The organism is Sphingobium lactosutens, from assembly GCF_013393185.1.
In the GTDB taxonomy this organism is placed as follows: Bacteria; Pseudomonadota; Alphaproteobacteria; order Sphingomonadales; family Sphingomonadaceae; genus Sphingobium; species Sphingobium lactosutens_A.
This window is the reverse complement of sequence record NZ_QJQX01000012.1, coordinates 36,162-62,120: the sequence shown is the minus strand read 5'-3', so window position 1 is coordinate 62,120 and position 25,959 is coordinate 36,162. Positions and strand designations below refer to the sequence as shown.

Below are 25,959 nucleotides of genomic sequence, written 5' to 3'. Positions count from 1 at the left end.
GGTGACGATTTAATCATTTGAGCCAGAGCATGATGCTGGCGAGTTTGACAAATCCGAGGAAGTTGGGGGCGAGCTTGTCGTAGCGTGTTGCGATGCGCCGCCATTGTTTGAGTTTGGCGAAGAATCCTTCGATGCCCCAACGCTGTTTGTAGGCGATGCGGTCGTAGCCGTGTTGGTACTTGCGGTGGCGGCGTGGTGGGATGACCGGCTCGCCGCCTTGCTCGTAGATGAGGTCATGCAGGCGGTCGGCATCGTAGGCGCGATCCGCCAGCACCTTGCCTGCCGGGATGCCCCGGATCAGGTCGCAGGCTGGAGCCATGTCGTTTTGCTGTCCGGGGCCAAGAATGAAGCGGATCGGCAGACCGAGGGCATCGACTACGGCGTGGATTTTGGTGCCGAACCCACCTCTCGACCGCCCGAGAGCCTGGGCTTGAACGCCCCCCTTTTTATCCGAGCCCCTGCCGCTTGAGCCTGAGCGCGGATGACAGTGGCATCGATCGCCAGCCATTCGATGTCGGGATCATCGGACACCGCCGCGAATATCCGGTCGATCACACCCTGCTCGATCCAGCGATAATAGCGCCGCTTGGCTGTCTGATAGGGACCAAAGCGTTCGGGAAGATCGCGCCAACGACCGCCTGAGCGCGCCAGCCACAGCAAGGCATCGAGAAAACGCCTGCCGTCGCTACGCGGACCACGCTTACCCTTGCGCCCGCCCGGAACGAACTCCCGCAATCGCTCCCATTGATCGTCCCGAAGTACCTCGCCTTCCACACCAGCCTCCAAAAGCCACTGTTGAATCACAAAGACCCGGCGCCGTGAATCCCTAAAATGTCACTACAGCCTAGAGCGTTTTCGAAGCAGGTAGAATCACCTGCTGGCTCGGAAAACGCGGTAAAACAAATAACTAGAGCAGCCGATCCGATTTGATCGGATCGGCTGCTCTAGAAAATTGCAAAAAGCAGCGGGCGTTGCCGTAGCGTCGCCCGCCGATCCGCCCGCCCTGCCTGAAAATGGCGGTGGCGGGCCGCTTTTTTCCGGCTTATCTCAGGCACTAACTACAAGGAGTGGATCGCATGAAATCGGCAGCCATCGCCATTGCAACCCTGACTGCGGCTTTCGCCACCCTGCCCGCCCAGGCGGCGCAACCCGTCACCGGCCGCTGGGCCACCGTGGATGGCAAGGCGATCGTCAACATCGCGCCGTGCGGCCGGCAACTCTGCGGCAAGATCGAAAAGATCGTAAAGCCGACGCCCGGCCGCCCGCAGACCGACATCAAGAACCCCGACCCCGCACTCCGCTCCAAGCCGCTCGTCGGCCTCGCCCTGCTCTCCGGCTTCTCGGACGACGGCGATATCTGGAAGGGCACGATCTACGACCCGGAAAGCGGCAAAAGCTATACCAGCAAGGTCAGCCGCAACAGCGACGGCACGCTGAAGGTGCAGGGCTGCATCGCCTTCTTCTGCAAGACGCAGACCTGGACAGCCGTGCGCTAAGGACTGCGCGAAACGGACGGAGGGAGGCGACGGGAAGCGGACCTTCTTTCACCCCTCCCTTCCAGGGAGGGGCTTAATGGCCGCAATCCACCCCTACCGCCATCGCCGCCAGATCGCGCCGTCCTTCAGCACCTCGCGCGCGGCATTATGGCCCGGCGCGCCGGTCACGCCGCCGCCCGGATGCGTGCCCGCGCCGCACATGTAGAGGCCCTTCACCGGCCCGCGATAGGCGCCATGGCCCAGCACCGGGCGGGCCGCCCACATCTGGTCCAGCGTCAGGTTCCCGTGCATGATATCGCCGCCGATCAGGCCGAACTTGCGTTCCAGGTCCAGCGGCGAATGGATCTGCCGCGCGATCACCGATTTGGCGAAGCCCGGCGCATGGGCCTCGACCGTCGCGATGATATGGTCGGCCGCCGCCTCGCGCTCGTCATCCCAACTCCGACCGTCCAGCAGTTCCGGCGCGAATTGCTGGCAGAAGAGGCTGGCCACATGGCATCCCTCCGGCGCGAGGCTGTCGTCGATGGTCGAGGGGATCAGCATCTCGACGATCGGCTCCCTCGACCAGCCGTCGCGCTTGGCGTCCATGAACGCCCGATCCATATAATCCAGCGTCGGCGCGATGATGATGCCCGACTGGTGATGCTCGCCCACGCCCGGCAGGCAGGTGAAGTCGGGCAACGCCGACAGCGCCACATTCATCCGGAACGTGCCCGATCCCGCCTTGAACGCCTTGATCCTCTTTCGAAAATCGGCGGGCAGGTCGGACGGGTCCATCAGCCGTTCGTAGAGCAGCTTCGGCCCGACATTGGCGATGACCGAACGGCCCATCACCTCCTCGCCGCTGTCCAGCCGAACACCGACGGCACGATCGCCATCGACCAGCACCGAAGCCACCGGCGCCTCCAGGCTGATCTCCACGCCCATGGCCGCGACCACCCTGGCCATGATCTGCGTGATCGCCCCCATGCCGCCGACGCTATGGCCCCAGGCGCCCTTCTTCCCATTCACCTCGCCGAACACATGGTGCAGCAGCACATAGGCGCTGCCGGGCGTATCGGGGCTGGCATAATTGCCGACCACCGCATCGAAGCCGAACGCCGCCTTCACCGCGTCGCTCTCGAACCAGCTGTCGAGGAAGCTGCGCGCCGACTTGGTGAACAGGTCCAGCACGTCGCGCTGCTGCTCCAGCGTCAGGCCCGCGACCCGTCGACCCTGCTTCAGCGCCTCGACGATCATGGTCAGGCCATCGCCGACATTGGGCGGGCTTTTCAGCACCAGATCGCGCAGCACATCCGCCACTACCTCCAGCGCGTCATAATAGGCCGGCAGCGCCTCGGCATCCCGCGCGCTGTATTTGCGGAACTCCGCCTGCGTCCTGTCCAGCCCCCCGCCCAGCTTCAGATAGCCGCCATCGGGCTGGGGCAGGAAATTGCTGATCGGCCGCTCGATCACGCGATAGCCATGGTCGGCCAGTTGCATGTCGCGGATGACCTTGGGATTGAGCAGGCTGACCGTGTAGCTGGCGGTCGAGTTGCGGAAGCCGGGATGGAATTCCTCCGTCACCGCCGCGCCGCCCACGACGTCGCGCCGCTCCAGGATGCGCACGCTGTAGCCCGCCCGCGCCAGATAGAAGGCGCAGACAAGCCCGTTATGTCCGCCGCCGATGATGACGGCGTCATAGGATTTCGTCATGTCATTTCCCCCCACGATAGTCCGTGCCGCCCGACGACCACCCTATCGCCGGCGCACGATGCAGCCGCGCCTGCGGAATGACCTGCCGCACGCGTCCGCAAAAATGCCGCAGCGCCACTTCCTGCTCGCTGAGCGGCCCTACGGTGAAACTGGCGGACGCCATGCCCGCCTGCACCCGCCCGACCAGCGCCGTATCCTCGGCATTAACCTGCCGGTTGATCCGCCAGTTGAGATAGCGCGTCGCTTTCATTTCCCTGCGGTCATCGGGCAACGCATAGCTGATCTCGCGGATCAGGGTCTGCGTCGGCGACACCGGCAGCCACTGCATGAAGTCGACCTGATCGGGATAGATGTCGAACGCGAAATTGGGCCAGAGCTTATAATAGGTCCACAGCCGCTGCCGCTCCGCCGGCAGGTGCGGCACCGGCGGCAGGAAATGCTGATAGGCCCGCTCCGACAGATTGGCGGACGGGCGGTCGAGGATCGGTCCCCACATCTTGTCGGCATGGCGCGACGCCTCCACCCCGTAGCCGTCGCCCATCAGCCGCTTGAGGCCCGGATGCGCCACCGCAATATGCAGCCCGTCCGAATAATTGTCGCCGATATTCTTCCAGTTCACCGCGCGCGGACGCAGCGTCACCCGCCCCAATGCGCGCAATGCCTCGAAACGATAAGGCGCAATCTCTGCGGCATAGGGCGCCATCATCTCCGCCACCGACGGCCCGCCATCATCGACCAGCCGCACGAACAGGAAGCCCTGCCACGTCTCCACCTCGACCGGGCTAAGCCCATGGTCCGCCAGCGCGAAGGCTTCGCCATAGCTGGCCTTCATCGGCACGCCCGACAATCGCCCGCCCGTCTCATAGGTCCAGCCATGATAGGGGCAGACGAGCTTCTTCGCGCAGCCGCTGGTCCCGTCCACGATCCGCGCCCCGCGATGGCGGCAGACATTGGTGAAGCCGCGCACCATGCCGTCATCGCCCCGGATCACCACCACGCTTTCGCCCAGATAGTCGAGCGTGTGGAAATCGCCCGGTGCGCCTATGTCAGACACATGGCAGACGATCTGCCAGGAGGGGCGGAATATACGCTCCACCTCCACGCCGAAAAACTCGGCATCGGCATAGGTCCAGGCTGGCAGGCTCCATCCCGCATCGGGGTCATCCCCGTTCGATCGCCCCTGCTCCACTCGCCTCGCCCCTATATTTAACGTTTGTATAATAGCACACGGGCAAGGACTATCAAGTTGTCCAGATCGCTGTCTATCTATGCCGTTCGTTGAGGCTCCTCACCCCAGTCGGCCAGGATGCTCGTCCGGCTCGCCACCTTTTCCCAGGGGAAGACGAACCAGTCCTTGGTCACGGCCCGGTCGATCGTTTCGGCGCGATAGTCGACGCTGGCGGCGGAGCGGATATTGTCCATCAGCACGGCAATGCGCAGCACGTCGTCGCTCGCCCCACCCATGGCGTCACGCAGCCGGTTGATCGTCCCGCCGCTGTCGTTGATGTCGTCGACGATCAGAATGTGCTCGCCCACCGCCGCCCGGCTCGCCAGTTCCGCCAGCAGCGCATCGCCGAACGCCGGCAGCTTGGCCGACATGTCGACCGACAGCATCGGCCGCCCCATCGCATGGCTGAGCCAGGTCGCCGGGGCCAGCCCGCCGCGCCCCACGCCGACCAGCCAGTCGGGCCGCCATCCCGACGCGGCGACCGCATGGGCCAGCGCGTCGATCTGGGCCAGGAAACGGTCCATGTCGATGTCAGTCAGGATAGGTTCGCTCATCGCTTCACTCCGCCGGGGCCAGTTCAGCGACCGGCTGCGCGCCATAGCGCCGCGCCAGCCAGGCGCAGGCCATCAGCTGGATCTGGTGGAACAGCATGATCGGCAACAGGATCGGCCCGACCGCGCTCGCCGGGAACAGCACGCCCGCGATCGGCACGCCCGACGCAAGGCTCTTCTTGGAGCCGCAGAATTGCAGCACGATCGCATCCTCGCGCGACAGTCCCAGCATCCGTCCCAGCAACAACGTGAAGAGCAGGACCAGCACCAGCATCCCGATGCACAGCCCCGCCAATATCAGCAGCTCCTCGCTCGACACCTGGCTCCACAGTCCTTCCACCACGGCGGCGGAAAAGGCGGAATAGACCACCAGCAGGATCGATCCCCGGTCGACCCGCCCGATCATCGCCTTGTGCCGGCCGATGAAGCCACCGATCCACGGCCGCATCAAATGGCCGACGACGAAGGGCAAAAGCAATTGCAGCACGATCCCCTCTGCCGAGGACAGGGAGACAAGGCTGCCGCTCCCGCCTTTCTGCATCAGCAGCGCGACCAGCAGCGGCGTCAGGAAAATGCCCAGCAGGTTGGAAAAGGACGCACTGACCACCGCCGCCGCGACATTACCGCGCGCAATCGCAGTAAAGGCGATGGAGGATTGCACGGTCGAGGGCAGCAGCGCCAGGAACAGCAACCCTGCCCGCATGTCCGAAGGCACGAACCCGAATCGCCCCACGATCAGGCCGAGAATCGGGAAGGCGGCGAAGGTGGTCGCCAGCGTCGCCAGATGCAGTTTCCACGCCTTCGCCCCGCTCCAGATCGCCTCACGCGACAATTTCGCGCCATGCAGGAAAAAAAGCAGCACGATGCCCGCATCGGCGACGATGCCCGCAATCCGCGCGCCCTCCCCGCGCGCCGGCAACAGCGACGCTAGGGCAACGGTGGCGATCAACAACAGCAGGAAGGGATCAAGCGCTTGGCGCAATCGGTTCATATTCATATCCGGCGGGACGATGGGTTGTCAGGGGGGATAGACGCCGTGCCAAGGCTGCGCCAACAATTTCCCCTTGGACAGGAACAATCTGGAATAGACAGGAGAGGCTGGACGTGAGCGAGCATATTGCGGTGATCGAAACCGCGGGCGTCATCGAAATCCATATCGATCGCCCGGACAAGAAGAACGCGCTGACGGCGGACATGTATCGCGCCATGACGGCGGCGCTGGCCGATGCGTCCGCGCGGGCGGAGATCGGCGCGGTGCTGATCGCGGGCCGGGGCGACGCCTTCTGCGCGGGCAATGACCTGAAGGACTTCATGGCCGGGCCGGAGGGCGGCGCCGCCGCGTTCGACTTCATCCGCGCGATCGCCACCTTCGACAAACCGATCGTGGCGGCGGTGCAGGGGCTGGCGGTCGGCGTCGGCACGACCATGCTGTTCCACTGCGACCTCGTCTATGCCGCGCCCGACGCGCGCTTCGTCATGCCCTTCGTCAATCTCGGCATCGTGCCGGAAGCCGGCTCCAGCCTGCTCGCGCCCGCGATTATGGGCCATGCCAAGGCCGCGGCGCTGTTGCTGCTGGGCGAACCGATGGACGCTGCAAGCGCCGATCGCGCCGGCCTCGTCACCGCCATCGTGCCGATCGACGGCCTGATCGATCACGCCCGCGCCAAGGCCGCCGCCCTGATGGTCAAGCCGCCCCAGGCGCTCGCCGCGACCCGCCGCCTGATGAAAGGCGATACCACCCTGCTCAACGCCCGGATCGAGGAGGAAGCCCGCCTCTTCCGCGAAACCCTCGCCTCGCCCGAAGCGCAGGAGGCCTTCGCCGCCTTCTTCGAGAAGCACCCGCCGGTGTTCAAGCGGGGCTGATCAGGAAACCGCGCTCGCCTGCGGATCGCGGACCTCCTTCGCATCCGCCGACTTGCGCCGCCGCTCGAAATTGATCTCGCTGACGATCACCGCCGCGACCACCAGCAGCCCACCCAGCAGCGCAGTGGCGGGCATCCGCTCGCCCGCGATCCGGCCGATGATCCCGGCCCAGACCGGCTCGCCCGCATAGATCAGCGTCGCCCGCGTCGGCGACACGGTGCGCTGCGCCCAGTTCATCACGAACTGGATCACCGCCGTCATCGCCCCCAGGCCGCAGGCGCTGATCACCACGGTCCAGGAAAAGGGCGGCACGCTTTCCCCCGCCGGTCCCATGCAGGCGAAGGCCAGCAGCGCCGTCACCGCCAGCTGCACCAGCGTCACCCGCGCGACATTCACCCTGCCCGCCCAGAGGCTGATGAAGATGATCTCCAGCGCGATCGCCAAAGTGCTGATCAGCGTCAGCGCCTCGCCCTGCCCCAGCGCCAGCCCGTCCCTGGGCGCGGCGATCAGCAGCAGGCCGACAAAGGCCAGCGCCACCCCGATCCAGCTCGCCAGCCGTGGCCGCCGCCGCAGGATGATCCATTGCAGGATCGGCACCAGCGGCACATAGGCGGCGGTGATGAAAGCGGACGTGCTGCTGCTGATCGTCTGCAAACCCCAGGTCTGGAGCGAATAGCCCGCGAAGATGCCGATGCCGATCATCAGCCCCGCCAACAGTTCCCGCGCCGTCAGCCCGCGCAGCACCGGCAGCGCCAGCGGCAACGCGATCAGCGCCGCCGTGCTGAAACGCAGCCCGACGAAGAAGAACGGTCCCGTTTCCTTCACCGCATTATGGACGATCAGGAAGCTCGCGCCCCACAATATGGTCGCGCCCATCAGCGCCAGTTCGGGGCGCCCGATCATCAGTCGGCTTTGGGTGGGCTTGTCGGGAGCGTCATTGTGCAACATAATGCACATTGCCCTATGAGCAATATATTGCACAGTCAAGACAGCGACACGCAGGATCGCCCCGATGTCCTCGCCCATGTCGCCGGCAATGTCCGCGCGCTGCGTGTCGATCGCGGCTTCAGTCAGGATGCGCTCGCGGCGCAGGCCGCGGTCAGCCGGCGCATGATTTCCGGCATCGAAAGCGGGGAAGCCAATGTCAGCCTGTCGACGCTCGACCGGCTCGCCCATGCGCTTGGGGTCAGCTTCTCGCGCCTCGTCCGCCCGCCGGAAATGCCCGACAACAGCCGCATCGACAGCCTCGCCTGGCGCGGCGACAGCCCGGACAGCCGCGCCACCCTGCTCGGCACCGTGCCGGCGGCGCGCGAAGCCGAACTATGGACCTGGTCGCTGGGCGCAGGCGAAACCTATCCGGCTGAAGCCGATGCCGCCAACTGGCACGAAATGCTCTATGTGGTGGAAGGCGCGCTGACCGTGACGGTCGAAGGCGCGGAATCCAGGCGGGTCGCGGCGGGCGATTTCCTGATCTTCACCAGCGATCGCCCCTATCTGTTCACGAATCACGGGGCTACACCGGTCCGCTTCATTCGCAACGTGGTGTTCTGAGAAGCCGTCCGCTCCGCCCGGAGCGAACGGCGAGCGTCATATCAGCTCAATCATGCTTCATGTCATGGCCGGCCTTTTCGAGCGATTCGCCGACATCCTTCTTCGCCTCGCCCGCGTCGCGCTTGGCATCGGCCGCCGCCTTGTCGGTCGCTGCACCGATCCTGTCCGCGCCATTGTCGATCGCCTGACCCGTTTCGTTCAGGCCATTGTCGATCTTCGCGCCGGCATCGTCGACCGCGTTGGACACATCGTTGCCGATCGCCGACCCCGCATTTTCCAGATTGTCCTGCGCCTTTTCCGAGCAGGCCGACAGGCTGGCCGCGGCCAGGACGGTCAGCCCGGCGAGAAGGGTGTTACGCATGGATATGGCTCCTCTTGCCAGTGAATGGAGCCTGATAAGCGCTGAAGACCGCAGAAGGTTTCGCAACCTCAACCTTTTCAGCCGCGCAGGCCGAACACCATCGACCGGTCGCCTTCGGGGATCAACCCTTCCAGCACGCGCCAGAAACCCGTGACCGACCCCTGTCCCGCCTGCCCATAGGCGGCCGCCATCTTCTCACGCAGCGCCCGGAACAAGTCCGCCTCCAGCGCCTTGCCCGCCGGACTAAGCCGCAGCAATTTCTGTCGCCGGTCGCTGGCCCCGGTCCGGGTCTCGATATAGCCGCGCTCGACCAGATCGTTGAGCACCCGCCCCAGCGACTGTTTGGTGATCGCGAGCAGCCGCAACAGATCCTTCACCGTCAGATCGGGCTGGCGCGAGATGAAATAGAGCGCCCGATGATGCGCACGGCCCAGCCCCTGCGCCGCAAGCCCCTCGTCGATCGACCGGGTGAGCGCCGAATAGCCGAAATAGAGCATCTCGATCCCGCGCCTGATCTCGTCCTCACGCAGGAAGAGCGGCGATGCGGAAGAAATCTGGGCGGTGGGTGCGTTAGGCAACGACATGAAGGGTGTGCGATCCGACAAAAGGGCGAGGTGCATATTGGCGTCATCAAACTATCATGACTAGGCTTTCCTTTCGCCAATCACACGTTATATGGCGGTCCGCGTCGGCGATCAGTCGGCTCTGCTGGGGCGTAGCCAAGCGGTAAGGCAGCGGTTTTTGGTACCGCCATGCGCAGGTTCGAATCCTGCCGCCCCAGCCAGATCGAATCCTCTGGATCCGGTCATTTTCAGCCCGACCGGCTTTAGCGCGGGCGCCTTCCGATTTTCTGTGCCGCAACCTCGAGATCGCATCCAAAAGCCCGATTCGGGCTTTTGCGGCGCTTGACGGCCTGTGCGTCCTGTCCGATCAGCGGGCCGCTCTGTCGCAGCATCCTTCTTCTGCGGTCCCCGGCCATGCAGGGCGCGGCTTTGCCAAGGACGAGTTCCCCGCCTCTATGAAACTTCCCCGTTTTCTGTCTTCCACCGCCGGCGACATGGCTATCGACCTGGGTACGGTCAACACGGTCATCTATGTCCGCGATCGTGGCGTAGTGCTCAATGAGCCGTCGGTGGTGGCGCTGGAAACGCGGCAAGGCGTTCGCCGTGTCAAGGTGGTCGGCAACGAAGCCAAGCTGATGATGGGCAAGACGCCATCCGGAATCGAGGCGATCCGCCCCCTGCGCGACGGCGTAATTGCCGATCTCGACATTGCCGAACAGATGATCCGGCACTTCGTGGGCAAGGCGCTCAGTGGCGGCCGCTATGGCCGGCGGCACGCCATCGTCATCTGCGTGCCATCGGGCGCCACGATGGTAGAACGGCGCGCCCTTCGCGATGCGGCGTCCAATGCGGGGGCATCGAGCGTGCGACTGATCGAGGAACCGCTTGCCGCAGCGATCGGAGCAGGTCTCCCGGTGACGCAGCCCAGGGGCGCCATGATTGTCGACATTGGCGGCGGAACGACCGAAGTCGCCGTGCTGTCGCTGAGCGGCATCGCCTATAGCGGATCGGCGCGGATCGGCGGAGACCGGATGGACGATGCCATCGCATCCTATATCCGCCGCGCCCACAATCTGCTGATCGGCGAAGCGACGTCCGAAAGGGTCAAGTTCCAGATCGGCGCGGCGACCCCACCATCCGGGGAGGGACAGCGGATCATCGTGAAGGGTCGCGACCTCGTGAACGGACGGCCCGCCGAAATATCCATAACGGAAGCGGAAATTGCAGGCGCCCTCGCGGAGCCTGTGAGTCAGATCACGGCTGCCGTTCGGGCCGCGCTGGAGCAGACCCCGCCCGAACTGTCCGCCGACATCATCGAGGAAGGTATTACGCTGTCGGGCGGAGGCGCCCTCCTCCACAGGCTGGACGAAGCACTGGTGGATGCCACGGGATTGCCGGTCAGGATCGCGGACACGCCCCTCATCTGCGTGGCGAACGGCGCCGGCATGGCGCTAGAGCAACCGGTCTATGAAAACATTCTCACCAGCCTTTGACCGGGCGGGCCTCCCTTAGCCAACATCACCGCCAATGTCTGGTTTCTCGCTTTTTATCGCGATTTCCGGATCGTCAGATGTTCCATCGCGCCAGGAATCGCTCTAGAGGGTCGGCTCATGCCCGACATTTTCATTCCCGACGCGCTCCCCCAGTCTTCTGGGCCTGAATTGACGGGGCGAGCGCTGTTCCCCCATCGGCATCTGCTGTCGATCGCCGATCTCAAGCCTTGGGAAATCCGCTTCCTGCTGGACGAAGCCGAACATTGGGCGCAGGCCAATAAGGGCCAGGCGCGCAAGCATGACGGCCGGCTGGCGGGTATGACCCAGATCAACGCCTTTTTCGAGAACAGCACCCGCACGCTGCTGTCGTTCGAGATCGCCGGCAAGCGGCTGGGCGCCGACGTCGTCAACATGCACGCCGGCCAGTCCAGCGTGAAGAAGGGCGAAACGCTGATCGACACCGCCATGACGCTGAACGCCATGGCCGCCGACGTGATCGTCATCCGCCATGCCAGTTCGGGCGCGGTCGCGCTGATCGCGGACAAGGTCGACTGCCCGGTCCTCAACGCGGGCGACGGCTGGCACCAGCATCCGACGCAGGCGCTGCTCGACGCGCTCACCATCCGCCGCCGCAAGGGCGGCTTTGAGGGGCTGATCGTGGCGATCTGCGGCGACGTGCTGCACAGCCGCGTCGCGCGCTCCAACATGCTCTGCCTCGCCGCACTGGGCGCTCAGGTCCGCGCGGTTGCACCGCCGACCCTGCTGCCGCCGGAGGTCGAGATGCTGGGCGCAATCCCCTTTACCCGCATGGACGAAGGGCTGGATGGCGCTGACGTGGTGATGATGCTGCGGCTCCAGAATGAACGGATGGACGGGGCGTTCATCCCCTCCCCGCGCGAATATCATGCGCTCTACGGCCTGACGCCGGAACGACTGGCGATCGCCAAGCCCGACGCGCTGGTGATGCATCCCGGCCCGATGAACCGGGGCGTGGAAATCACCAGCACCGTCGCCGATCATCCCGACCGATCGGCCATCACCGAACAGGTGGCGATGGGCGTGGCGGTGCGCATGGCGTGCCTGGATGTGCTGACGCGCGGCGCGCGTGGTGTGGAGGGATGGGCTTGAACATCCCGGCAAACAAGGAAATGGGGCTGGGCATGAGCCGCATTGCAATCATCAACGGCAAGCTCGCCGATCCCGCAGCGGATAGCCTTTCCCCCGGCACTGTGCTGATCGAGGACGATCGAATCATCGCCACCGGACAAATCGACATCCCGTCGGATGCCCAGCAGGTCGATGCGCAGGGTCTGGTGGTCGCGCCGGGCCTGATCGACCTGGGGGTCTTCGCCACCGACAAGCCGGCCTTTCATTTCGGCGGCATCACGCGCGCCGCGCTGATGCCCGACCAGCGCGCGCCGCTCGATGAAGTCGGCCTGATCCGGGAAGCGACCCGCGCAGGCAAGCCCGATTTCTGGATCCATCCGATCGCCGCCGCCACGCGCGGCCTGAAGGGCGCGGAAATGGCGGAAATGGGCCTGATGCAGGCGGCGGGGGCCAAGGCGGTCGGCACCGGTCGCCAGTGGATCGCCGATTCGGGCGTGATGTTGCGCGTTCTCTCCTATGCCAGCGGCCTCGGCCTCACCCTGATCGCCCATGCCGAGGATGGCGGGCTGACGGCAAAGGCGGTCGCGACCAGCGGCGAGACGGCGACGCGGCTCGGCCTGCCCCACGCCCCGGCCTGCACGGAGGCGATGGCGATCGCGCGCGACATCATGTTGGTGCGCGAAACCGGCGCGTCGATCCATTTCCGGCTGGTCACGACGAAGGCCGGCTTCGACCTGATCCGCGCCGCCAAGACCGAGGGACTGAAAGTGACCTGCGGCATCAGCCCGGCCTATCTGTTCCTGAACGATCAGGCCGCAACCGACTTCCGCACCTTCGCCCGCCTCTCGCCGCCGCTCCGGTCGGAAAACGACCGGCAGGCAAGCCTCGCCGCCGTCGCCGACGGCACGGTGGACGTTATCACCTCCAGCCACGACCCGCGCGGGCCGGAGGACAAGCGGCTCCCCTTCGCCGATGCCTCGCCCGGCATGGCGGGCGCGGAAACGCTGCTGGCGCTGTCGCTCAATCTGGTGCGCGAAGGTCAGTTGACGATCAATCGGCTGATGACTTTGCTGTCCGCCAATCCGGCGCGGATATTGGGCATCAACGCGGGCAGCTTTGCCGTCGGCAGCGCGGCCGATCTGATCTTCGTGGATCCCGATACCCCCTGGATCGTCGATTCCGCCAAAATGGCGGCGTCGGCAGGCAACACCCCGTTCGACAAGATGCCGGTGCAAGGCCGCGCGCGTCGGGTCATGAAGGGCGGCGCCTTCCTGTAACGGACCTTCCCATAACGGACAGGGCCGGCAGAATCGCTCGCCGGCCCCTGCCCTGTCCTACTTGACCTGATGATGGTAAAAGCTGCGGTCGCCCCAGCTCGGCTCGTAATAATATTACCCAGATGCAACCGTAAATTTCAAAATCTGCGGGAAATGTGCGAAGTTAAGCGCCGTATTTCCTACCGGCCTCACCCCAGGATGAAGTCCACGCCCGCCTTCGCGTGGATGCCGGTGCAGTCGTAGATCGGCAGCACATTGGCCTTCACGTCGACGATCAGCTCCAGCTCGGTACAGGCCAGCACCGCCGCCTGCACATCCTGCTTGGCGATGTCGGTCAGCTCCGACTTCATGTAGCGCTCGCTCTCGCGGCTGATCTTGCCGACGGTCAGTTCGTCATAGACGATGCGATCGATCCGCTCGGCCAGCTCCATGTCGGCGGGCAGCAACGACACGCCATGCGACACCAGTCGCTGGCGGTAGAATTTCTCGGTCATGACGTTGCGGGTGCCGATCAGCGCTGCCTTCTCGACGCCGTCGGCCAGCATTCTGTCGCCCACCACTTCGGCGATATGGATGATCGGAATACCGACTTCCGCCTGCACCTGATCATAGACGCGGTGCATGGAATTGGCGCAGATCAGCAGGCTTTCCGCGCCGCCCTGCTCCAGCCGCCGCGCCGACACGATCAGCTGGCCCGCCGCGGCGTCCCAGTCCGATTCGGTCCGGCACCCTGCGACGGAGGCGAAGTCGAGGCTGTCGATCAACAGCGGCGCGCTATGCTGCCCGCCCAGCGCGCGATGCACGGCCTTGTTGATGATCTCATAATAGCGGGCGGTGGACGTCCAGCTGAGACCACCAATCAGACCAAGTTTACGCATCATGACCCCTGGATACAAAAAACCGTTCGGTTCAAGCGCAGTCGAGAACCGGCCCCCAGGCGGCGCGGCATGTCTCGACTTCGCTCGACACGAACGGGTTAGGGTATCGGGGCGGCGCGGGGCAACCCCTCAGAGTGATTTCGCGCCGGATGGATCATCAGGCGGCGCGAAATCGCCGCAGTTTTAGTGGGCCAGCCCCTTGACGATCTCCTCGACCATCTTCTTGGCGTCGGCCAGCAGCATCATGGTGTTGTCCATGTAGAAGACTTCGTTGTCGACGCCGGCATAGCCCGCACCGCCCATGGAGCGCTTCACGAACAGCACCGACTTGGCGTTGGCGACGTCCAGGATCGGCATGCCGTAGATGGGCGACGTCTTGTCGGTCTTGGCCGCCGGGTTGGTCACGTCATTGGCGCCGATGACGAAAGCGACGTCGGCCTGGCCGAACTCGCTGTTGATGTCCTCCAGCTCGAACACCTCGTCATAGGGCACATTCGCCTCGGCCAGCAGCACGTTCATATGGCCGGGCATGCGGCCTGCGACCGGGTGGATCGCATATTTGACGCTGACGCCTTCCTTCTTGAGCAGGTCGCCCATCTCACGCAGCGCATGCTGCGCCTGCGACACCGCCATGCCGTAGCCCGGCACGATGATGACGCTGTCGGCCTGCTTCATCAGGAACGCCGCGTCCTCCGCACTGCCGCGCTTGTAGGGGCGATCGACCGCCGAAGCATCGGCCGACGCGCCGCCGGTTTCCGCGCCGAAGCCGCCCGCGATCACACTGATGAAGCTGCGGTTCATCGCCTTGCACATGATGTAGGACAGGATCGCACCCGAACTGCCCACCAGCGCGCCGGTGATGATCATCGCCGTATTGCCCAGGGTGAAGCCCATGGCGGCGGCGGCCCAGCCCGAATAGCTGTTCAGCATCGACACCACGACCGGCATGTCCGCGCCGCCGATCGGAATGATCAGCAGGAAACCGATGACGAAGCTCAGCGCCGTCACGGTCCAGAACACCCAGGGCGACTGGTCGGTCACGAAATAGGCGACCAGCCCCAGGATCGCGGCCAGCGTGCCCAGATTGATGACATGGCGGCCGGGCAGCATGATCGGCTTGCCCGACATGTTGCCGTTGAGCTTGAGGAAGGCGATGATCGAGCCGGAGAAGGTGATCGCGCCGATCGCAACCCCCAGGCCCATCTCGACCCGGCTGGCATTGTGGATCTCGTCCGTCAGCGGATCGAGAATGCCGAAGGCGCCGGGATTGAGGTAGGCGGCCGCGCCCACCAGCACCGCGGCCATGCCGACCAGCGAGTGAAAGGCGGCGACCAGCTGCGGCATCGCCGTCATCGCGATCCGCCGGGCAATCAGGAAACCGATGCCGCCACCGACGATGATCGCGCCGACAATCTCGGGCAGGCTGACGACATCATGGGTGTAGAGCGTGGTGGCGACCGCAATGGCCATGCCGATCATGCCCATGCGGTTGCCGCGACGGCTGGTGGCCGGGCTGGACAGCCCGCGCAGCGCCAGGATGAACAGGATGCCGGCGATCAGATAGGCCAGCGCCACGAAAGGAGAGACAGGAGCAAGCTCGTGCATCACTTGCGCTCCTTCTTCTTGTACATGGCCAGCATGCGTTCGGTGACGGCGAAGCCGCCGAAGATGTTCACCGATGCGAAGACCACCGCGACCAGCCCCAGCACCTTGGCGGCAATGCTGCCCGCCTCCGCCGACGCGACCAGCGCGCCGACGATGATGACCGACGAAATGGCGTTTGTGACCGCCATCAGCGGCGTGTGGAGCGCTGGCGTCACCGACCAGACCACATAATAGCCGACGAAGCACGCCAGCACGAAAATCGACAGGATGGAGATGAAGTCCATCGTTCCTACTCCCTGTTCGTCCCGCCCTCAAGGTGGCGAGACGTGCCCGCGCGGCCCGCCCCCTCGGCAGGCCCGCGCTCTATATTCCGTTTGGAACCAAGCCCGCCATCAACTCGTCAGCAGCCGCTCGTTGACGACCTTGCCACCCTGGGTCAGGCGGATGGCGTTGCCGATTTCCTCGTCCAGCACCGGCGCATTCTTTTCCTTGTCCCAGAAGGCGGACAGGAAATTGTAGAGGTTGCGCGAGAAGAGCGCTGACGTGTCCGTGGCAAGCCGCGACGGCATGTTGCGATGGCCGACGATTTTGACGCCATGGCGCTCGACCACTTCGCCGGCGACCGCGCCCTCGACATTGCCGCCCTGCTCGACCGCGAGATCGACGATCACGCTGCCCGGCTTCATCGTCGCGATCTGCGCGTCGGTGATAAGGCGCGGCGCGGGACGGCCCGGAATGAGCGCGGTAGTGATTACGATGTCCTGCTTGGCAATATGCGACGACACAAGCTCCGCCTGCGCGGCCTTATACTCGTCGGACATTTCGGTGGCATAGCCGCCGCTGCCCTCACCCTCGATGCCCGCGACCTTCTCCACGAAGATCGCCTTGGCGCCGAGCGATTCGATCTGTTCCTTCGTCGCCGCGCGGACGTCCGTGGCGGACACCTGCGCGCCCAGACGCCGCGCGGTGGCAATCGCCTGCAGACCCGCGACGCCGACACCCATGATGAAAGCCTTGGCCGCCGACACCGTGCCGGCCGCCGTCATCATCATCGGGAAGGCCTTGCCATATTCGGCGGCGGCATCGAGCACCGCCTTGTAGCCTGACAGGTTCGACTGGGAGGACAGGATATCCATCGACTGCGCACGCGTGATGCGCGGCATGAACTCCATCGCCAGCGCCTCGAACCCGGCGGCGGCATAGGCGTCGACACGCGCACGCTCGCTAAAGGGATTGAGGCCCGCCGCGATCCAGGCGCCCGGCTTTGCCCCAGAAAGGCCCGCTACATCCGGTCCCTGCACGCCCAATATGATGTCCGCGTCCGCCACTGTTGCAGCCCGGTCGGCAACCACAGCGCCCGCCGCAATATAGTCGGCGTCCGCAATCGACGCCGTCAGGCCCGCGCCAGCCTCGACCGCAATGTCGGCACCCAGCGCCTTGAATTTCTTCACCGTCTCCGGCGTCCCGGCAACACGGCGTTCACCCGCTGCCTGCTCCCTCAATATCGCTATTTTCATATGCGTAGCCCCCCTCCTGGTCCCGATCTTCCGCTCAGCTGGAAATCAGCAGGACCACGATGGCCGCAACGATCACGCTTGCAATGGTTCCCCATTTCATCAAGCCGACGAAACCACCATAGGTTTCGTTCGCGCTTTTCATATGTCCTTCATTCGACATATCCGCTCCTCATCCTGCACTTTTCGCGGCTCACCTCTTATCCTGTAGCCCTCCCCCCCTCAACCCAGAGGCCGACAAGAAAATCTTTCGCAGTTAAGTACGCCTTTACTCCTGCCCGTTAACCTTGGTCGCCTGTAATATTTGAGGGGTGAAGATGGCGCGCGACGGCGTACCGATGCTGATGCTGATCGACGACGAGCCGGCGCAGAGACGGCTGGTTTCCGCTCTGGCATCACGGGCCGGCTGGCGCACCATCTTCGCGCAGGACAGTGAAACGGCGATTGCGATGCTGGGCACGCAGGACGGGATGCGGCTCGATGCCATCATCCTCGACCAATGGAGCCCGGACTATGATCCCTCTGCGCTGATCCGGGAGATTCGCGCCCGACGCCCGGCCCTGCCCCTGCTGATCCTCACCGCCCACAATAATGTCTCCGGCGCGGTCGAGGCGATGCGCGCGGGTGCAACAGATTATCTTTCCAAGCCGATAGCCCCCGAACGCCTGCTTGCCGCCCTCAATGCCACGCTGGCCGAAGGCAGCGCGGCGGGTGAACTGCGCCCTCTGACCGAAAAGATTACTGCGCCCCTGTCCTTCGAGGATGTGGTCGGCTCCGCTCCGCTGTTCCGCGCCGCGCTCGCCATCGCGGCCAAGGCAGCCCGCGCCCGCGTGCCCGTGCTGATCGAGGGCGAGAGCGGCGTCGGCAAGGATGTGATCGCCTGCGCGATCCATGCCGCCTCGCCCCGCCACAAGCAGCCAATGATCACGGTCAATTGCGGCGCCATCCCCGCCAACCTCGTCGAATCGGAGCTGTTCGGCCATGAACGCGGCGCCTTCACCGGCGCCTTCGACCGGCATGTCGGCAAGTTCGTGTCGGCCGACATGGGCACCATCTTCCTCGACGAAGTCAGCGAAATGCCGCTCGATGCGCAGGTAAAGCTGCTGCGCGTCTTGCAGGATGGCGAAGTGCAGCCGATCGGCGCGCGCCGCCCGATCCATGTCGACGTGCGCGTGATCGCGGCCACCAACAAGCGGCTGATCGAAGAGATCGAGGCCGGCCGTTTCCGCGAAGATCTCTATTATCGACTCAACGTCGTCCAGCTCACCATCCCGCCGCTGCGCGAGCGGATGGGTGACATTCCTGCGCTCTGCCGCCACCTGCTCGCCCGCATCGCGACCCAGCCGGGGCTGCGCAGCCTGGGCCTGACCGACGACGCGCTATCCCTGTTGATGCAGCATCCCTGGCCGGGCAATGTCCGCCAGTTGCAGAATGCCCTCTTCCGCGCTGCCGTGCTGTGCGACGGCGACGCGTTGACCCCGCAGGATTTCCCGCAGATCGCGGCGCAGATTCGTGTCGGGGACGGCATCGACCGTATTACCGCCCGCCCGCGTGTCGTGGGCCAGCCTCATCGCGACGGCGCGGGCATCACCCTGTTCGAGGGCGACGGCCATGTTCGCCAACTGGCCGAAATCGAGGCCGACGTCATCCGCCTCGCCATTGGTCATTATCGCGGCCGCATGACCGAAGTCGCCCGTCGCCTGGGGATTGGGCGCTCCACCCTCTATCGCAAGCTCGCCGAACTGGGCATCGACAGCGCCGCCTGACGGGCTATGGCGTTGAAATCTGCCCGCGCCTATGCTTTGGACGGGACATGAAACATGCTTTGCTCGTCGTCTGCCTGCCCGTCCTGCTGCTCGCCGCCTGCGGCCGCACCGAACCTGTGGCAGACATGCCGAGTCAGGAGGAACTGGCCGCCGCCGCCAATGCCGCCGCCGCCAACGCCATTGCGAACCAGCAGTCGGACGAAACGCCCGACGGCCGCAACTATGTGAATATCGAACGCGGCTTTTCCATCACCCTCCCCGAGGGCTGGGTACGGGACAAGGGCGCCAGCAATGCGGATGGCGTCGTTTATGAAGACCCCGGCGCAGGCGCTGACGCGCGCGTCTTCTGGCAGAAGAATGACGGCGACCAGACGCTCCAGCAGATCGTCGAGGCGCTCAACACCGGCGCTGAAGGCGTGGACGGCGACTTTGTCGGCGACAATGAATATCGCGGCACCGCCAATGATGGCGAAGGCAATAATGTCGGCATCCGCCTGCTGCGCCAGCCCGACGGGTCGATCGTCACCGCGACCTTCGTCTATCCCGAAATGCTGAGCGAGCAATATCAGGCGATCTCCGAGACGCTGCTGACCAGCCTGCGCATCTTCGCGCCGAAGGAGGAGGCGGAAGCCGCTGCCGTCGCACCCGCCGCCAACGCAGCACGCTGACGCCGGTCAGGACGCGTCGCCTTCGCGCAGATCCCGCGTTTCGACAAGGGATTTTGCCCCCAGCGTCAGGTCGCGCGTCTGGTGCTCGACCATCCCGCTGTGCGTCGACAAGGCATAGCGCGCCACCAGTTGCACGCCATTGCCGGCCAGTCTCTCTTCCAGCTGGAACCGGCCGCCTTCGCGCGCTTCGAGCCGGAGCAGGCCTTCGACACTCACCGGCCGGCCCAGCGGCGATCCTGCCATGGTGCGCACGCCGCGCCCGACCGCATCATCCTCCACCTCACCGCCCGCAAAGAGAAAGAGCGGCTGATATTCGCCCGCGAGCAGCGCCAGCCGCCCTTCCGGAGGCAGACCGGCAAACAGCGCCTGCACCGCACCGGCCGCACGATACTGGGCAGAATCAGGCGCAAACCCGGTCATCATGCGCGCCAGTCCCTGCTCGACCGACCCCCAGACCTTTTCCATATCGTCGAGGCCGACGATCTTGCCCGTCGCATCGACGCGAAAGCCCATCTCCACGCCGACCAGCGGCGTCAGCGCCGCGCGCCAGGATTGGGTCGCGGCGGCCGGCGCATCGCTGTCGATCGTGCGCAGCGTGGCATGCAACAGATAGGCCTGCCCCACCCGCTCGAAACGCAGGCTGCGGGTCGCGCTGAACCGACTTTTCTGCCCTTCGACAATGCGGCTTTGCTCAATGTGGTAGACGAGATCGCGCCCAACCGGCGGGGCGAAGGCGATGGGGACCAGTTCGGCCGCAGCCGGTTGCGCGCCTATGACGAGCAGGGCGGACGCCAGCTTCCACATCTTCATTGAACCTGCTCCCCGACCCAGCCCGCAAAGGCGGCGGACGCCTTCCCATCGACCTTCACGATCGCCGGCAGGTCATAGTCGTGCAGTTCGGCGAGCCGGGCCTGCAACGCTTCGCTTCGTGCCGGACTGGTCTTGAACAGCGCAGGGGTTTCGGCCGCCTCCTCGATAGCCCCCTTCCATTTGTAGATGGACGTACAGGGCGCGCCGATATTGGCGCAGGCCGCCAGCCTTTCCTCGACGAGCTGCCGGGCGATGCGCCCGGCGTCTTCGGCCGATCCGAACAGCGTATAGACCAGCACGACCGGCTCGTTCATGCGCGCCGTCCGATGGCATGGGCGCCCCAGCTAGCCGACGCCACCACCAACGCGCCCACGGCTTGGTGCAGCACCGCCAGCGGCAGCGCGATACCGCTGATGACGGTCGCGATGCCGAGCAGCACCTGGACGCCGACCGTGGCATTGATCGCGATCGACGGGCCGCGCTGCCCCGCCTTCTTCGCGCGTCGCGCCAGCAGGATCAGCAGCGCCGCCGCGACCCAGGCCCACCAACGATGGATGAAGTGGACGAGATAGGGATCGGACGAGACGGTCGCCCAGAGCGATCCCACCCAGCTGATCCCTTCCGGCACCAGATAGTCGTTCATCAGCGGCCATGTATTGGAGATATAGCCGGCATCCAGTCCTGCGGTGAAGGCGCCGAACAGCAGTTGCACCAGCAACGCCAGCAGCGCCGCCAGCGCGAAGGGCGTCATCCGTGCCGGCCGCGCTGCCGGATTGCGTGCCAGCATCAGCAGGTCGAGCGCGGTCCAGATCAGGCCACCCATGATGAAGAGCGCGGTCAGCAGATGCACCGCCAGACGATAATGGCTGACATCCGTGCGCACCGAGAGGCCCGACTTCACCATCCACCAGCCGATTGCCCCTTGCAGCCCGCCCAGCGCCAGCAGCGCGGCCAGACGCCAGCCATAGCCGGACGGGACCGCGCGCTTCCACGCGAACCAGATCAGCGGCAGGGCAAAGGCAATACCGATCAGCCGTCCGAGCAACCGGTGCGCCCATTCCCAGAAGAAGATGAACTGGAAATCCCCCAGAGTCATGCCGCGTTTAATTTGCTGATATTCGGGGATCTGCTGGTAGAGGCGGAAGGCTTCCATCCACTGGTCATGGGTCAGCGGCGGGATCGCGCCGCTGATCGGCTTCCACTGGGTGATCGACAGGCCGGATTCGGTCAGGCGGGTGATGCCCCCCACCACCACCATGCAGAAGACCAGAGCGGCCACGGCCAGCAGCCATCGCGCGATGGCGCGGGGCATGGCGATGGCAGAGGAGCGGAAGGCGGAGGCAGCGGCTGTCATGCCCGTTCCATGCGCCGCCGCCTTGTCCGTTTCAAGAGCACAGGTGATGGACAAAAGGTCCGGGGCATCACATCAAGGGAAACAAATCGGCCCATGGGCGTATCGAGCCAATAGCATCGGATACAGAAGAGACTAGGATGACCGTCGCGCCCGGCATAGCAGACAGGATCGCGGCTCAAGGCCCCCTGGGCGCGCTCACGGCGGGCATCGACGCCGCATCGCCGCTTGGCCCGGTGGAAAGCTGGTCGCCGACCCTGGTGTCGACGGTGCGATTGATGCTGTCTTCCAGAGCGGAAATCGTGCTTTTCTGGGGAACGGATTTCTGCGCTCTCTACAACGATGCCTATGTCCCGACCATCGGCGACAAACATCCCCATGCGCTGGGACGCCCGGCCCGCGAGGGCTGGGCCGAACTCTGGAACGATCTGGAACCCTTGCTCCGGTCGGTGCGGGATGGAGGCGAAACGATTCATGCCAAGGACCGCCCCTTCTATATCGAACGCGATGGCGGCCGGGGGGAACAGGTCTTCTTCGACATCAGCTATTCGCCGGTCTTCGAGGCGGACGGATCAATCGACGGCGTGCTCTGCATCGTCAGCGAAACGACGAAGCGCGTGCTGGCCGAGCGGCAGATGGCGGCCGAGCGCGACCGTCTCTGGGCGCTGGCGCGCGACCCCTTCCTGATCGCCGATGTCAGCGGCGTCTGGCTGGCCGCCAGTCCAGCCTGGACCGACATATTGGGCTGGAGCCAGGAGGAGCTGGTCGGTCGCACGTCGGAGTGGATGGAGCATCCCGACGATAGGTCCGCCACCCGCGACAAGATCGACGAACTGGCCGATGGTCGGCCCACTTGGCGCTTTGAAAATCGATTCCGCACCAGGGCCGGCGACTATCGCACCTTCAGCTGGACCGCGGTGCCGGAGGGCGAGCATATCTACTGCGTCGCCCGTGACGTCACCGAGCATCGCGCCGAGGCGCGCGCCCGCGCAGAGGCGGAAGCAGCGTTGCGGCAGGCGCAGAAGATGGAAACGCTGGGCCAGTTGACCGGCGGTGTCGCGCACGACTTCAACAATCTGCTGCAGGTGGTGACGGGCAATCTGGAGCTGCTGCAACGCGGCCTGCCCACGGACACGCCGCGCCTGAAACGGGCGGCGGACAATGCCATGGCGGGCGCGGAACGGGCCTCCGTCCTGACCCAGCGCCTGCTGGCCTTTTCCCGCCGCCAGCCGCTCAGCCCGCAGCCGATGGATCCCAATCGCCTGATCACAGGGATGTCCGACCTGTTCCAGCGGACGCTGGGCGAGACGATCGAGGTCCGCACCGTACCGCTGGACGGCGCATGGGCGATCGAGGTCGATCATAACCAGATGGAAAATGCACTGCTCAATCTGGCGGTCAATGCGCGCGACGCGATGCCGGAGGGCGGCAAGCTGGACATCGAAATAGACAATCTCCAGATCGATTCCACACAGGCGGCGCGCGATGGAGAGATGACGCCCGGCCAATATGTGCAGATCAGCGTGTCCGACAGCGGCGAAGGGATGGACGCCGACACGCTCCATCATGCGGTCGAACCTTTTTTCACGACCAAGGATGTCGGGCGCGGGACGGGATTGGGCCTCTCAATGGTCTATGGCTTCATCCGGCAGTCGGGCGGCCATTTGCAGGTCTATTCCGAACCGGGCCTGGGCACATGCGTGAAGCTCTATCTGCCCCGCCGTCATGGGATTCTGCCTGTCGAGGAGAGCGGCGAAACGCTGCCGGTCCAGACCGTTGGCGGCACGGAAACCATCCTGCTGTGCGAGGACGACGAAAATGTCCGCGCCTATTCGGCCAGCGTCTTGCGCGACCTCGGCTACAGGATCGTGGAAACCGGCACCGCCGCCGATGCGCTCGCGGCGCTCGACGGCGCGAGCGAGCCGATCGACCTGCTCTTTACCGATGTCGTGCTACCCGGCGGGATGAGCGGCGCGGACCTCGCCCGCGAGGTTCATGTCCGCTACCCCGCGCTCCGCATCCTCTTCACCACCGGCTATGCCCGCAACGCCATCATCCACCATGGCCGGCTCGACCCCGGCGTCGAACTGCTGACCAAGCCCTTCACCTATGCCGATCTGGCCGCGAAGGTGCGAGCGATGCTCGACGACCAGTCGAGCCAGACCCGCCAGCCGGCCTAACCCCTCTTCCCGTGCCGCATTTCGCTGCGATTTTCCGCAGGGTCGCCTTCATGCGTCCTTGAAATAGTATTTGTATGAGTATATCGAAAAGGCGAGCGCGCAGAAGCGCCCCGTCTTTTTCGTCAGGATGCCCCAATGAGCGATTCGCCCAAGACTGCCCCGAAGCTGCGCAGCCGCGCCTGGTTCGACAACCCCGACAATATCGACATGACCTCGCTCTATCTGGAGCGTTACCTGAACTTCGGCCTCAGCCTCGAAGAACTGCGCAGCGGCAAGCCGATCATCGGCATCGCCCAGACCGGCAGCGACCTGTCGCCCTGCAACCGTCACCACCTCGTGCTGGCCGAGCGTATGCGCGAGGGCATCCGCGAAATGGGCGGCATCGCGCTGGAATTCCCGGTCCACCCGATCCAGGAAACCGGCAAGCGCCCGACCGCCGGCCTTGACCGCAACCTGGCCTATCTGGGTCTGGTCGAAGCCATGTACGGTTATCCGCTCGACGGCGTGATCCTGACCAGCGGTTGCGACAAGACCACCCCGGCGCTGCTGATGGCCGCCGCCACCGTCAACATCCCGGCGATCGCTTTGTCGGTCGGCCCGATGCTGAATGGCTGGCACAAGGGCGAGCGCACCGGGTCTGGAACGATCGTCTGGCATGGTCGCCAGCTGCTGGCCGCCGGCAAGATCGACGATGAAGGCTTCATCAAGCTGGTCGCCTCGTCGGCACCCTCGACCGGTTTCTGCAACACCATGGGCACCGCCAGCACCATGAATGCGCTGGCCGAAGCGCTGGGCATGATGCTGCCGGGCAGCGCGGCAATCCCCGCCCCCTATCGCGACCGTCAGGAAGCCGCCTATCGCACCGGCAAGCGCATCGTCGAAATGGTGCATGAGGATCTGAAGCCCTCCGACATCATGACGCTCGACGCGTTCCACAACGCCATCGTCGCCAACTCGGCGATCGGCGGTTCGACCAACGCGCCGATCCACCTCGCCGCCATCGCCCGCCACATGGGCGTCGAGCTGCCGCTCAAGGATTGGGAGACGGTCGGCCACAAGGTGCCGCTGCTGGTCAACATGCAGCCGGCCGGCGAATATCTGGGCGAGGATTATTACCGCGCCGGCGGCCTGCCCGCCGTCATCAGCCAGCTGATCGACCAAGGCCTGATCCGCGAGGGCGCGATGACCGTCAATGGCAAGACCATGGGCGAAAACTGCAAGGGCGTGGAGATCGAGGATGAAAAGGTCATCCGCCCGTTCAACCAGCCACTTAAGGACGAAGCCGGCTTCCTGGTCCTGACCGGCAACCTGTTCGACGAAGCGGTCATGAAGACCAGCGTCATCAGCGAAGAGTTCCGTCAGCGCTACCTGTCCAACCCCGATGATCCCGAAGCCTTTGAAGGCCCGGCGGTCGTGTTCGACGGGCCGGAAGATTATCACCACCGTATCGACGATCCGTCGGTCGGCATCACCGCCGACACGCTGATGTTCATGCGCGGCGCGGGCCCGATCGGCTATCCGGGCGCGGCGGAAGTCGTGAACATGCGTCCGCCCGCTTACCTCATCACCGAAGGCGTGTCCGCCCTTCCCTGCATCGGCGACGGTCGCCAGTCGGGCACGTCGGGTAGCCCGTCGATCCTGAACGCCTCGCCCGAAGCGGCGGCGATGGGTGGCCTCGCCCTGCTGGAAACCGGCGACCGCGTTCGCATGGACCTGAAGGCCGGCACGGTGAACGTGCTGATTTCCGACGAGGAACTGGAAGCACGCCGCGCGAAGCTGGTGGCCGAGGGTGGGTTCAAATATCCTGCCTCGCAGACGCCATGGCAGGAAATCCAGCGCTCGGTCGTCGGCCAGATGAACACCGGCGCCATCCTGGAAGGCGCGGAGAAATATCAGCGCATCGCCCAGACCATGGGCCTGCCGCGCGACAACCATTAATCGGGAATATTAAGTCCGACAAATATTCGGACATGCCCCTTGAAAGGACGGGGCGGCTATCCAT

General features: G+C 65.0%; 25 protein-coding genes, 1 tRNA gene and 1 pseudogene. 11 read left to right on the top strand and 16 right to left on the bottom strand.

The annotated features are described in order from the left end of the window. Positions 1-13: 13 nt before the first annotated feature. Positions 14-774, bottom strand: a pseudogene (locus DM806_RS00435) (IS5 family transposase). A gap of 302 nt (positions 775-1,076) precedes the next feature. Between DM806_RS00435 and DM806_RS00430 the strand changes: the two are divergent. Beyond that, positions 1,077-1,496 carry a DUF2147 domain-containing protein gene (locus DM806_RS00430; protein ID WP_179041305.1) on the top strand — a complete coding sequence of 140 codons (420 nt, stop codon included), beginning with the start codon at positions 1,077-1,079 and terminating at the stop codon, positions 1,494-1,496. A 93-nt stretch (positions 1,497-1,589) separates the two neighbouring features. Here the strand turns inward: DM806_RS00430 and DM806_RS00425 are convergent, their stop codons facing one another. The 4 genes from DM806_RS00425 to DM806_RS00410 all read right to left on the bottom strand — a co-directional run bounded on the left by DM806_RS00425 (position 1,590) and on the right by DM806_RS00410 (position 5,961). Then, the gene (locus tag DM806_RS00425) at positions 1,590-3,191 is read right to left on the bottom strand and encodes a phytoene desaturase family protein (protein ID WP_179041304.1); all 1,602 of its coding nucleotides are present in this window, start codon (positions 3,189-3,191) and stop codon (positions 1,590-1,592) included. A 1-nt stretch (position 3,192) separates the two neighbouring features. Further along, complete coding sequence (locus tag DM806_RS00420; protein WP_179041303.1) at positions 3,193-4,380, bottom strand: aromatic ring-hydroxylating oxygenase subunit alpha; 1,188 nt, start codon at positions 4,378-4,380, stop codon at positions 3,193-3,195. 77 nt (positions 4,381-4,457) lie between these two features. After that, entirely contained in the window at positions 4,458-4,973 is a 516-nt protein-coding gene (locus DM806_RS00415) for a phosphoribosyltransferase (RefSeq protein ID WP_179041302.1), read from the bottom strand. Positions 4,974-4,977: 4 nt separating this feature from the next. Then, a complete protein-coding gene (locus DM806_RS00410) occupies positions 4,978-5,961 on the bottom strand; it encodes a bile acid:sodium symporter family protein (RefSeq protein WP_179041301.1) in 984 nt (327 codons plus the stop codon). A 113-nt stretch (positions 5,962-6,074) separates the two neighbouring features. Between DM806_RS00410 and DM806_RS00405 the strand changes: the two genes are divergently transcribed. Beyond that, positions 6,075-6,833 carry an enoyl-CoA hydratase-related protein gene (locus DM806_RS00405; protein WP_179041300.1) on the top strand — a complete coding sequence of 253 codons (759 nt, stop codon included), beginning with the start codon at positions 6,075-6,077 and terminating at the stop codon, positions 6,831-6,833. On the opposite strand, the gene DM806_RS00400 is transcribed toward DM806_RS00405, so the two are convergent. After that, positions 6,834-7,781, bottom strand: coding sequence for a DMT family transporter (locus DM806_RS00400; RefSeq protein WP_179041299.1), 948 nt, complete (start codon positions 7,779-7,781; stop codon positions 6,834-6,836). 27 nt (positions 7,782-7,808) lie between these two features. Between DM806_RS00400 and DM806_RS00395 the strand changes: the two genes are divergently transcribed. Further along, positions 7,809-8,384 (top strand): helix-turn-helix domain-containing protein, encoded by a 576-nt coding sequence (locus DM806_RS00395; RefSeq protein WP_256869016.1) that lies wholly within the window; start codon positions 7,809-7,811, stop codon positions 8,382-8,384. A gap of 46 nt (positions 8,385-8,430) precedes the next feature. Here DM806_RS00395 and DM806_RS00390 read toward each other — a convergent pair whose 3' ends face one another. Both DM806_RS00390 and DM806_RS00385 read right to left on the bottom strand, forming a co-directional pair. Next, positions 8,431-8,745 (bottom strand): hypothetical protein, encoded by a 315-nt coding sequence (locus DM806_RS00390; RefSeq protein WP_179041297.1) that lies wholly within the window; start codon positions 8,743-8,745, stop codon positions 8,431-8,433. A 77-nt stretch (positions 8,746-8,822) separates the two neighbouring features. Further along, positions 8,823-9,329 carry a MarR family winged helix-turn-helix transcriptional regulator gene (locus DM806_RS00385; RefSeq protein ID WP_179041315.1) on the bottom strand — a complete coding sequence of 169 codons (507 nt, stop codon included), beginning with the start codon at positions 9,327-9,329 and terminating at the stop codon, positions 8,823-8,825. Positions 9,330-9,454: 125 nt separating this feature from the next. On the opposite strand from DM806_RS00385, the gene DM806_RS00380 reads away from it, so the two are divergent. From DM806_RS00380 to DM806_RS00365, 4 genes are all read left to right on the top strand, one after another. Continuing rightward, positions 9,455-9,529 (top strand) — tRNA-Gln (locus tag DM806_RS00380). Between the two features lie 234 nt (positions 9,530-9,763). Next, positions 9,764-10,801 (top strand): rod shape-determining protein, encoded by a 1,038-nt coding sequence (locus DM806_RS00375; RefSeq protein WP_179041296.1) that lies wholly within the window; start codon positions 9,764-9,766, stop codon positions 10,799-10,801. A 117-nt stretch (positions 10,802-10,918) separates the two neighbouring features. Beyond that, entirely contained in the window at positions 10,919-11,929 is a 1,011-nt protein-coding gene (locus tag DM806_RS00370; RefSeq protein ID WP_256869015.1) for an aspartate carbamoyltransferase catalytic subunit, read from the top strand. A 32-nt stretch (positions 11,930-11,961) separates the two neighbouring features. Next, positions 11,962-13,185: a dihydroorotase gene (locus DM806_RS00365; RefSeq protein ID WP_179041314.1), complete on the top strand. Its 1,224-nt coding sequence runs from the start codon at positions 11,962-11,964 to the stop codon at positions 13,183-13,185. 188 nt (positions 13,186-13,373) lie between these two features. On the opposite strand, the gene DM806_RS00360 is transcribed toward DM806_RS00365, so the two are convergent. The 5 genes from DM806_RS00360 to DM806_RS00340 form a co-directional block, all read right to left on the bottom strand. Then, a complete protein-coding gene (locus DM806_RS00360) occupies positions 13,374-14,063 on the bottom strand; it encodes an aspartate/glutamate racemase family protein (protein ID WP_179041295.1) in 690 nt (229 codons plus the stop codon). Between the two features lie 183 nt (positions 14,064-14,246). After that, entirely contained in the window at positions 14,247-15,668 is a 1,422-nt protein-coding gene (locus DM806_RS00355; protein ID WP_179041294.1) for an NAD(P)(+) transhydrogenase (Re/Si-specific) subunit beta, read from the bottom strand. Beyond that, complete coding sequence (locus DM806_RS00350) at positions 15,668-15,952, bottom strand: NAD(P) transhydrogenase subunit alpha (RefSeq protein WP_066857938.1); 285 nt, start codon at positions 15,950-15,952, stop codon at positions 15,668-15,670. The genes DM806_RS00355 and DM806_RS00350 overlap by 1 nt, the downstream gene beginning before the upstream one ends. Positions 15,953-16,060: 108 nt before the next feature. Continuing rightward, positions 16,061-17,185, bottom strand: coding sequence for an NAD(P) transhydrogenase subunit alpha (locus DM806_RS00345; protein ID WP_179041293.1), 1,125 nt, complete (start codon positions 17,183-17,185; stop codon positions 16,061-16,063). Positions 17,186-17,219: 34 nt separating this feature from the next. Next, a complete protein-coding gene (locus DM806_RS00340) occupies positions 17,220-17,345 on the bottom strand; it encodes an aa3-type cytochrome c oxidase subunit IV (protein ID WP_179041292.1) in 126 nt (41 codons plus the stop codon). Between the two features lie 154 nt (positions 17,346-17,499). Between DM806_RS00340 and DM806_RS00335 the strand changes: the two genes are divergently transcribed. Both DM806_RS00335 and DM806_RS00330 read left to right on the top strand, forming a co-directional pair. After that, complete coding sequence (locus DM806_RS00335; protein ID WP_179041291.1) at positions 17,500-18,948, top strand: sigma-54-dependent transcriptional regulator; 1,449 nt, start codon at positions 17,500-17,502, stop codon at positions 18,946-18,948. Positions 18,949-18,995: 47 nt separating this feature from the next. Next, the gene (locus DM806_RS00330) at positions 18,996-19,616 is read left to right on the top strand and encodes a hypothetical protein (protein ID WP_179041290.1); all 621 of its coding nucleotides are present in this window, start codon (positions 18,996-18,998) and stop codon (positions 19,614-19,616) included. A gap of 6 nt (positions 19,617-19,622) precedes the next feature. On the opposite strand, the gene DM806_RS00325 is transcribed toward DM806_RS00330, so the two are convergent. From DM806_RS00325 to DM806_RS00315, 3 genes are read right to left on the bottom strand one after another with little or no spacing between them, the layout of a single operon-like run. Continuing rightward, a complete protein-coding gene (locus DM806_RS00325; protein ID WP_179041289.1) occupies positions 19,623-20,426 on the bottom strand; it encodes a hypothetical protein in 804 nt (267 codons plus the stop codon). Next, entirely contained in the window at positions 20,423-20,740 is a 318-nt protein-coding gene (cutA, locus tag DM806_RS00320) for a divalent-cation tolerance protein CutA (RefSeq protein ID WP_179041288.1), read from the bottom strand. Before cutA ends, DM806_RS00325 begins: the two co-directional genes overlap by 4 nt. After that, entirely contained in the window at positions 20,737-21,780 is a 1,044-nt protein-coding gene (locus tag DM806_RS00315; protein ID WP_179041287.1) for a COX15/CtaA family protein, read from the bottom strand. Before DM806_RS00315 ends, cutA begins: the two co-directional genes overlap by 4 nt. 137 nt (positions 21,781-21,917) lie before the next feature. Here DM806_RS00315 and DM806_RS00310 point away from each other — a divergent pair, with 137 nt between their 5' ends. Continuing rightward, positions 21,918-23,957 (top strand): hybrid sensor histidine kinase/response regulator, encoded by a 2,040-nt coding sequence (locus DM806_RS00310; RefSeq protein WP_218647259.1) that lies wholly within the window; start codon positions 21,918-21,920, stop codon positions 23,955-23,957. A 135-nt stretch (positions 23,958-24,092) separates the two neighbouring features. Further along, entirely contained in the window at positions 24,093-25,895 is a 1,803-nt protein-coding gene (locus DM806_RS00305; protein ID WP_179041286.1) for an IlvD/Edd family dehydratase, read from the top strand. Positions 25,896-25,959: the final 64 nt, after the last annotated feature.

Coding starts and splice junctions, on each gene's coding strand:
- DM806_RS00430 (WP_179041305.1), top strand. CDS start 1,077: ATGAAATCGGCAGCCATCGCCATTGCAACCCTGACTGCGGCTTTCGCC.
- DM806_RS00425 (WP_179041304.1), bottom strand. CDS start 3,191: ATGACGAAATCCTATGACGCCGTCATCATCGGCGGCGGACATAACGGG.
- DM806_RS00415 (WP_179041302.1), bottom strand. CDS start 4,973: ATGAGCGAACCTATCCTGACTGACATCGACATGGACCGTTTCCTGGCC.
- DM806_RS00410 (WP_179041301.1), bottom strand. CDS start 5,961: ATGAACCGATTGCGCCAAGCGCTTGATCCCTTCCTGCTGTTGTTGATC.
- DM806_RS00400 (WP_179041299.1), bottom strand. CDS start 7,781: ATGTTGCACAATGACGCTCCCGACAAGCCCACCCAAAGCCGACTGATG.
- DM806_RS00390 (WP_179041297.1), bottom strand. CDS start 8,745: ATGCGTAACACCCTTCTCGCCGGGCTGACCGTCCTGGCCGCGGCCAGC.
- DM806_RS00385 (WP_179041315.1), bottom strand. CDS start 9,329: ATGTCGTTGCCTAACGCACCCACCGCCCAGATTTCTTCCGCATCGCCG.
- DM806_RS00375 (WP_179041296.1), top strand. CDS start 9,764: ATGAAACTTCCCCGTTTTCTGTCTTCCACCGCCGGCGACATGGCTATC.
- DM806_RS00370 (WP_256869015.1), top strand. CDS start 10,919: ATGCCCGACATTTTCATTCCCGACGCGCTCCCCCAGTCTTCTGGGCCT.
- DM806_RS00365 (WP_179041314.1), top strand. CDS start 11,962: ATGAGCCGCATTGCAATCATCAACGGCAAGCTCGCCGATCCCGCAGCG.
- DM806_RS00360 (WP_179041295.1), bottom strand. CDS start 14,063: ATGCGTAAACTTGGTCTGATTGGTGGTCTCAGCTGGACGTCCACCGCC.
- DM806_RS00355 (WP_179041294.1), bottom strand. CDS start 15,668: ATGCACGAGCTTGCTCCTGTCTCTCCTTTCGTGGCGCTGGCCTATCTG.
- DM806_RS00350 (WP_066857938.1), bottom strand. CDS start 15,952: ATGGACTTCATCTCCATCCTGTCGATTTTCGTGCTGGCGTGCTTCGTC.
- DM806_RS00345 (WP_179041293.1), bottom strand. CDS start 17,185: ATGAAAATAGCGATATTGAGGGAGCAGGCAGCGGGTGAACGCCGTGTT.
- DM806_RS00340 (WP_179041292.1), bottom strand. CDS start 17,345: ATGTCGAATGAAGGACATATGAAAAGCGCGAACGAAACCTATGGTGGT.
- DM806_RS00335 (WP_179041291.1), top strand. CDS start 17,500: ATGGCGCGCGACGGCGTACCGATGCTGATGCTGATCGACGACGAGCCG.
- DM806_RS00330 (WP_179041290.1), top strand. CDS start 18,996: ATGAAACATGCTTTGCTCGTCGTCTGCCTGCCCGTCCTGCTGCTCGCC.
- DM806_RS00325 (WP_179041289.1), bottom strand. CDS start 20,426: ATGAAGATGTGGAAGCTGGCGTCCGCCCTGCTCGTCATAGGCGCGCAA.
- cutA (WP_179041288.1), bottom strand. CDS start 20,740: ATGAACGAGCCGGTCGTGCTGGTCTATACGCTGTTCGGATCGGCCGAA.
- DM806_RS00315 (WP_179041287.1), bottom strand. CDS start 21,780: ATGACAGCCGCTGCCTCCGCCTTCCGCTCCTCTGCCATCGCCATGCCC.
- DM806_RS00310 (WP_218647259.1), top strand. CDS start 21,918: ATGACCGTCGCGCCCGGCATAGCAGACAGGATCGCGGCTCAAGGCCCC.
- DM806_RS00305 (WP_179041286.1), top strand. CDS start 24,093: ATGAGCGATTCGCCCAAGACTGCCCCGAAGCTGCGCAGCCGCGCCTGG.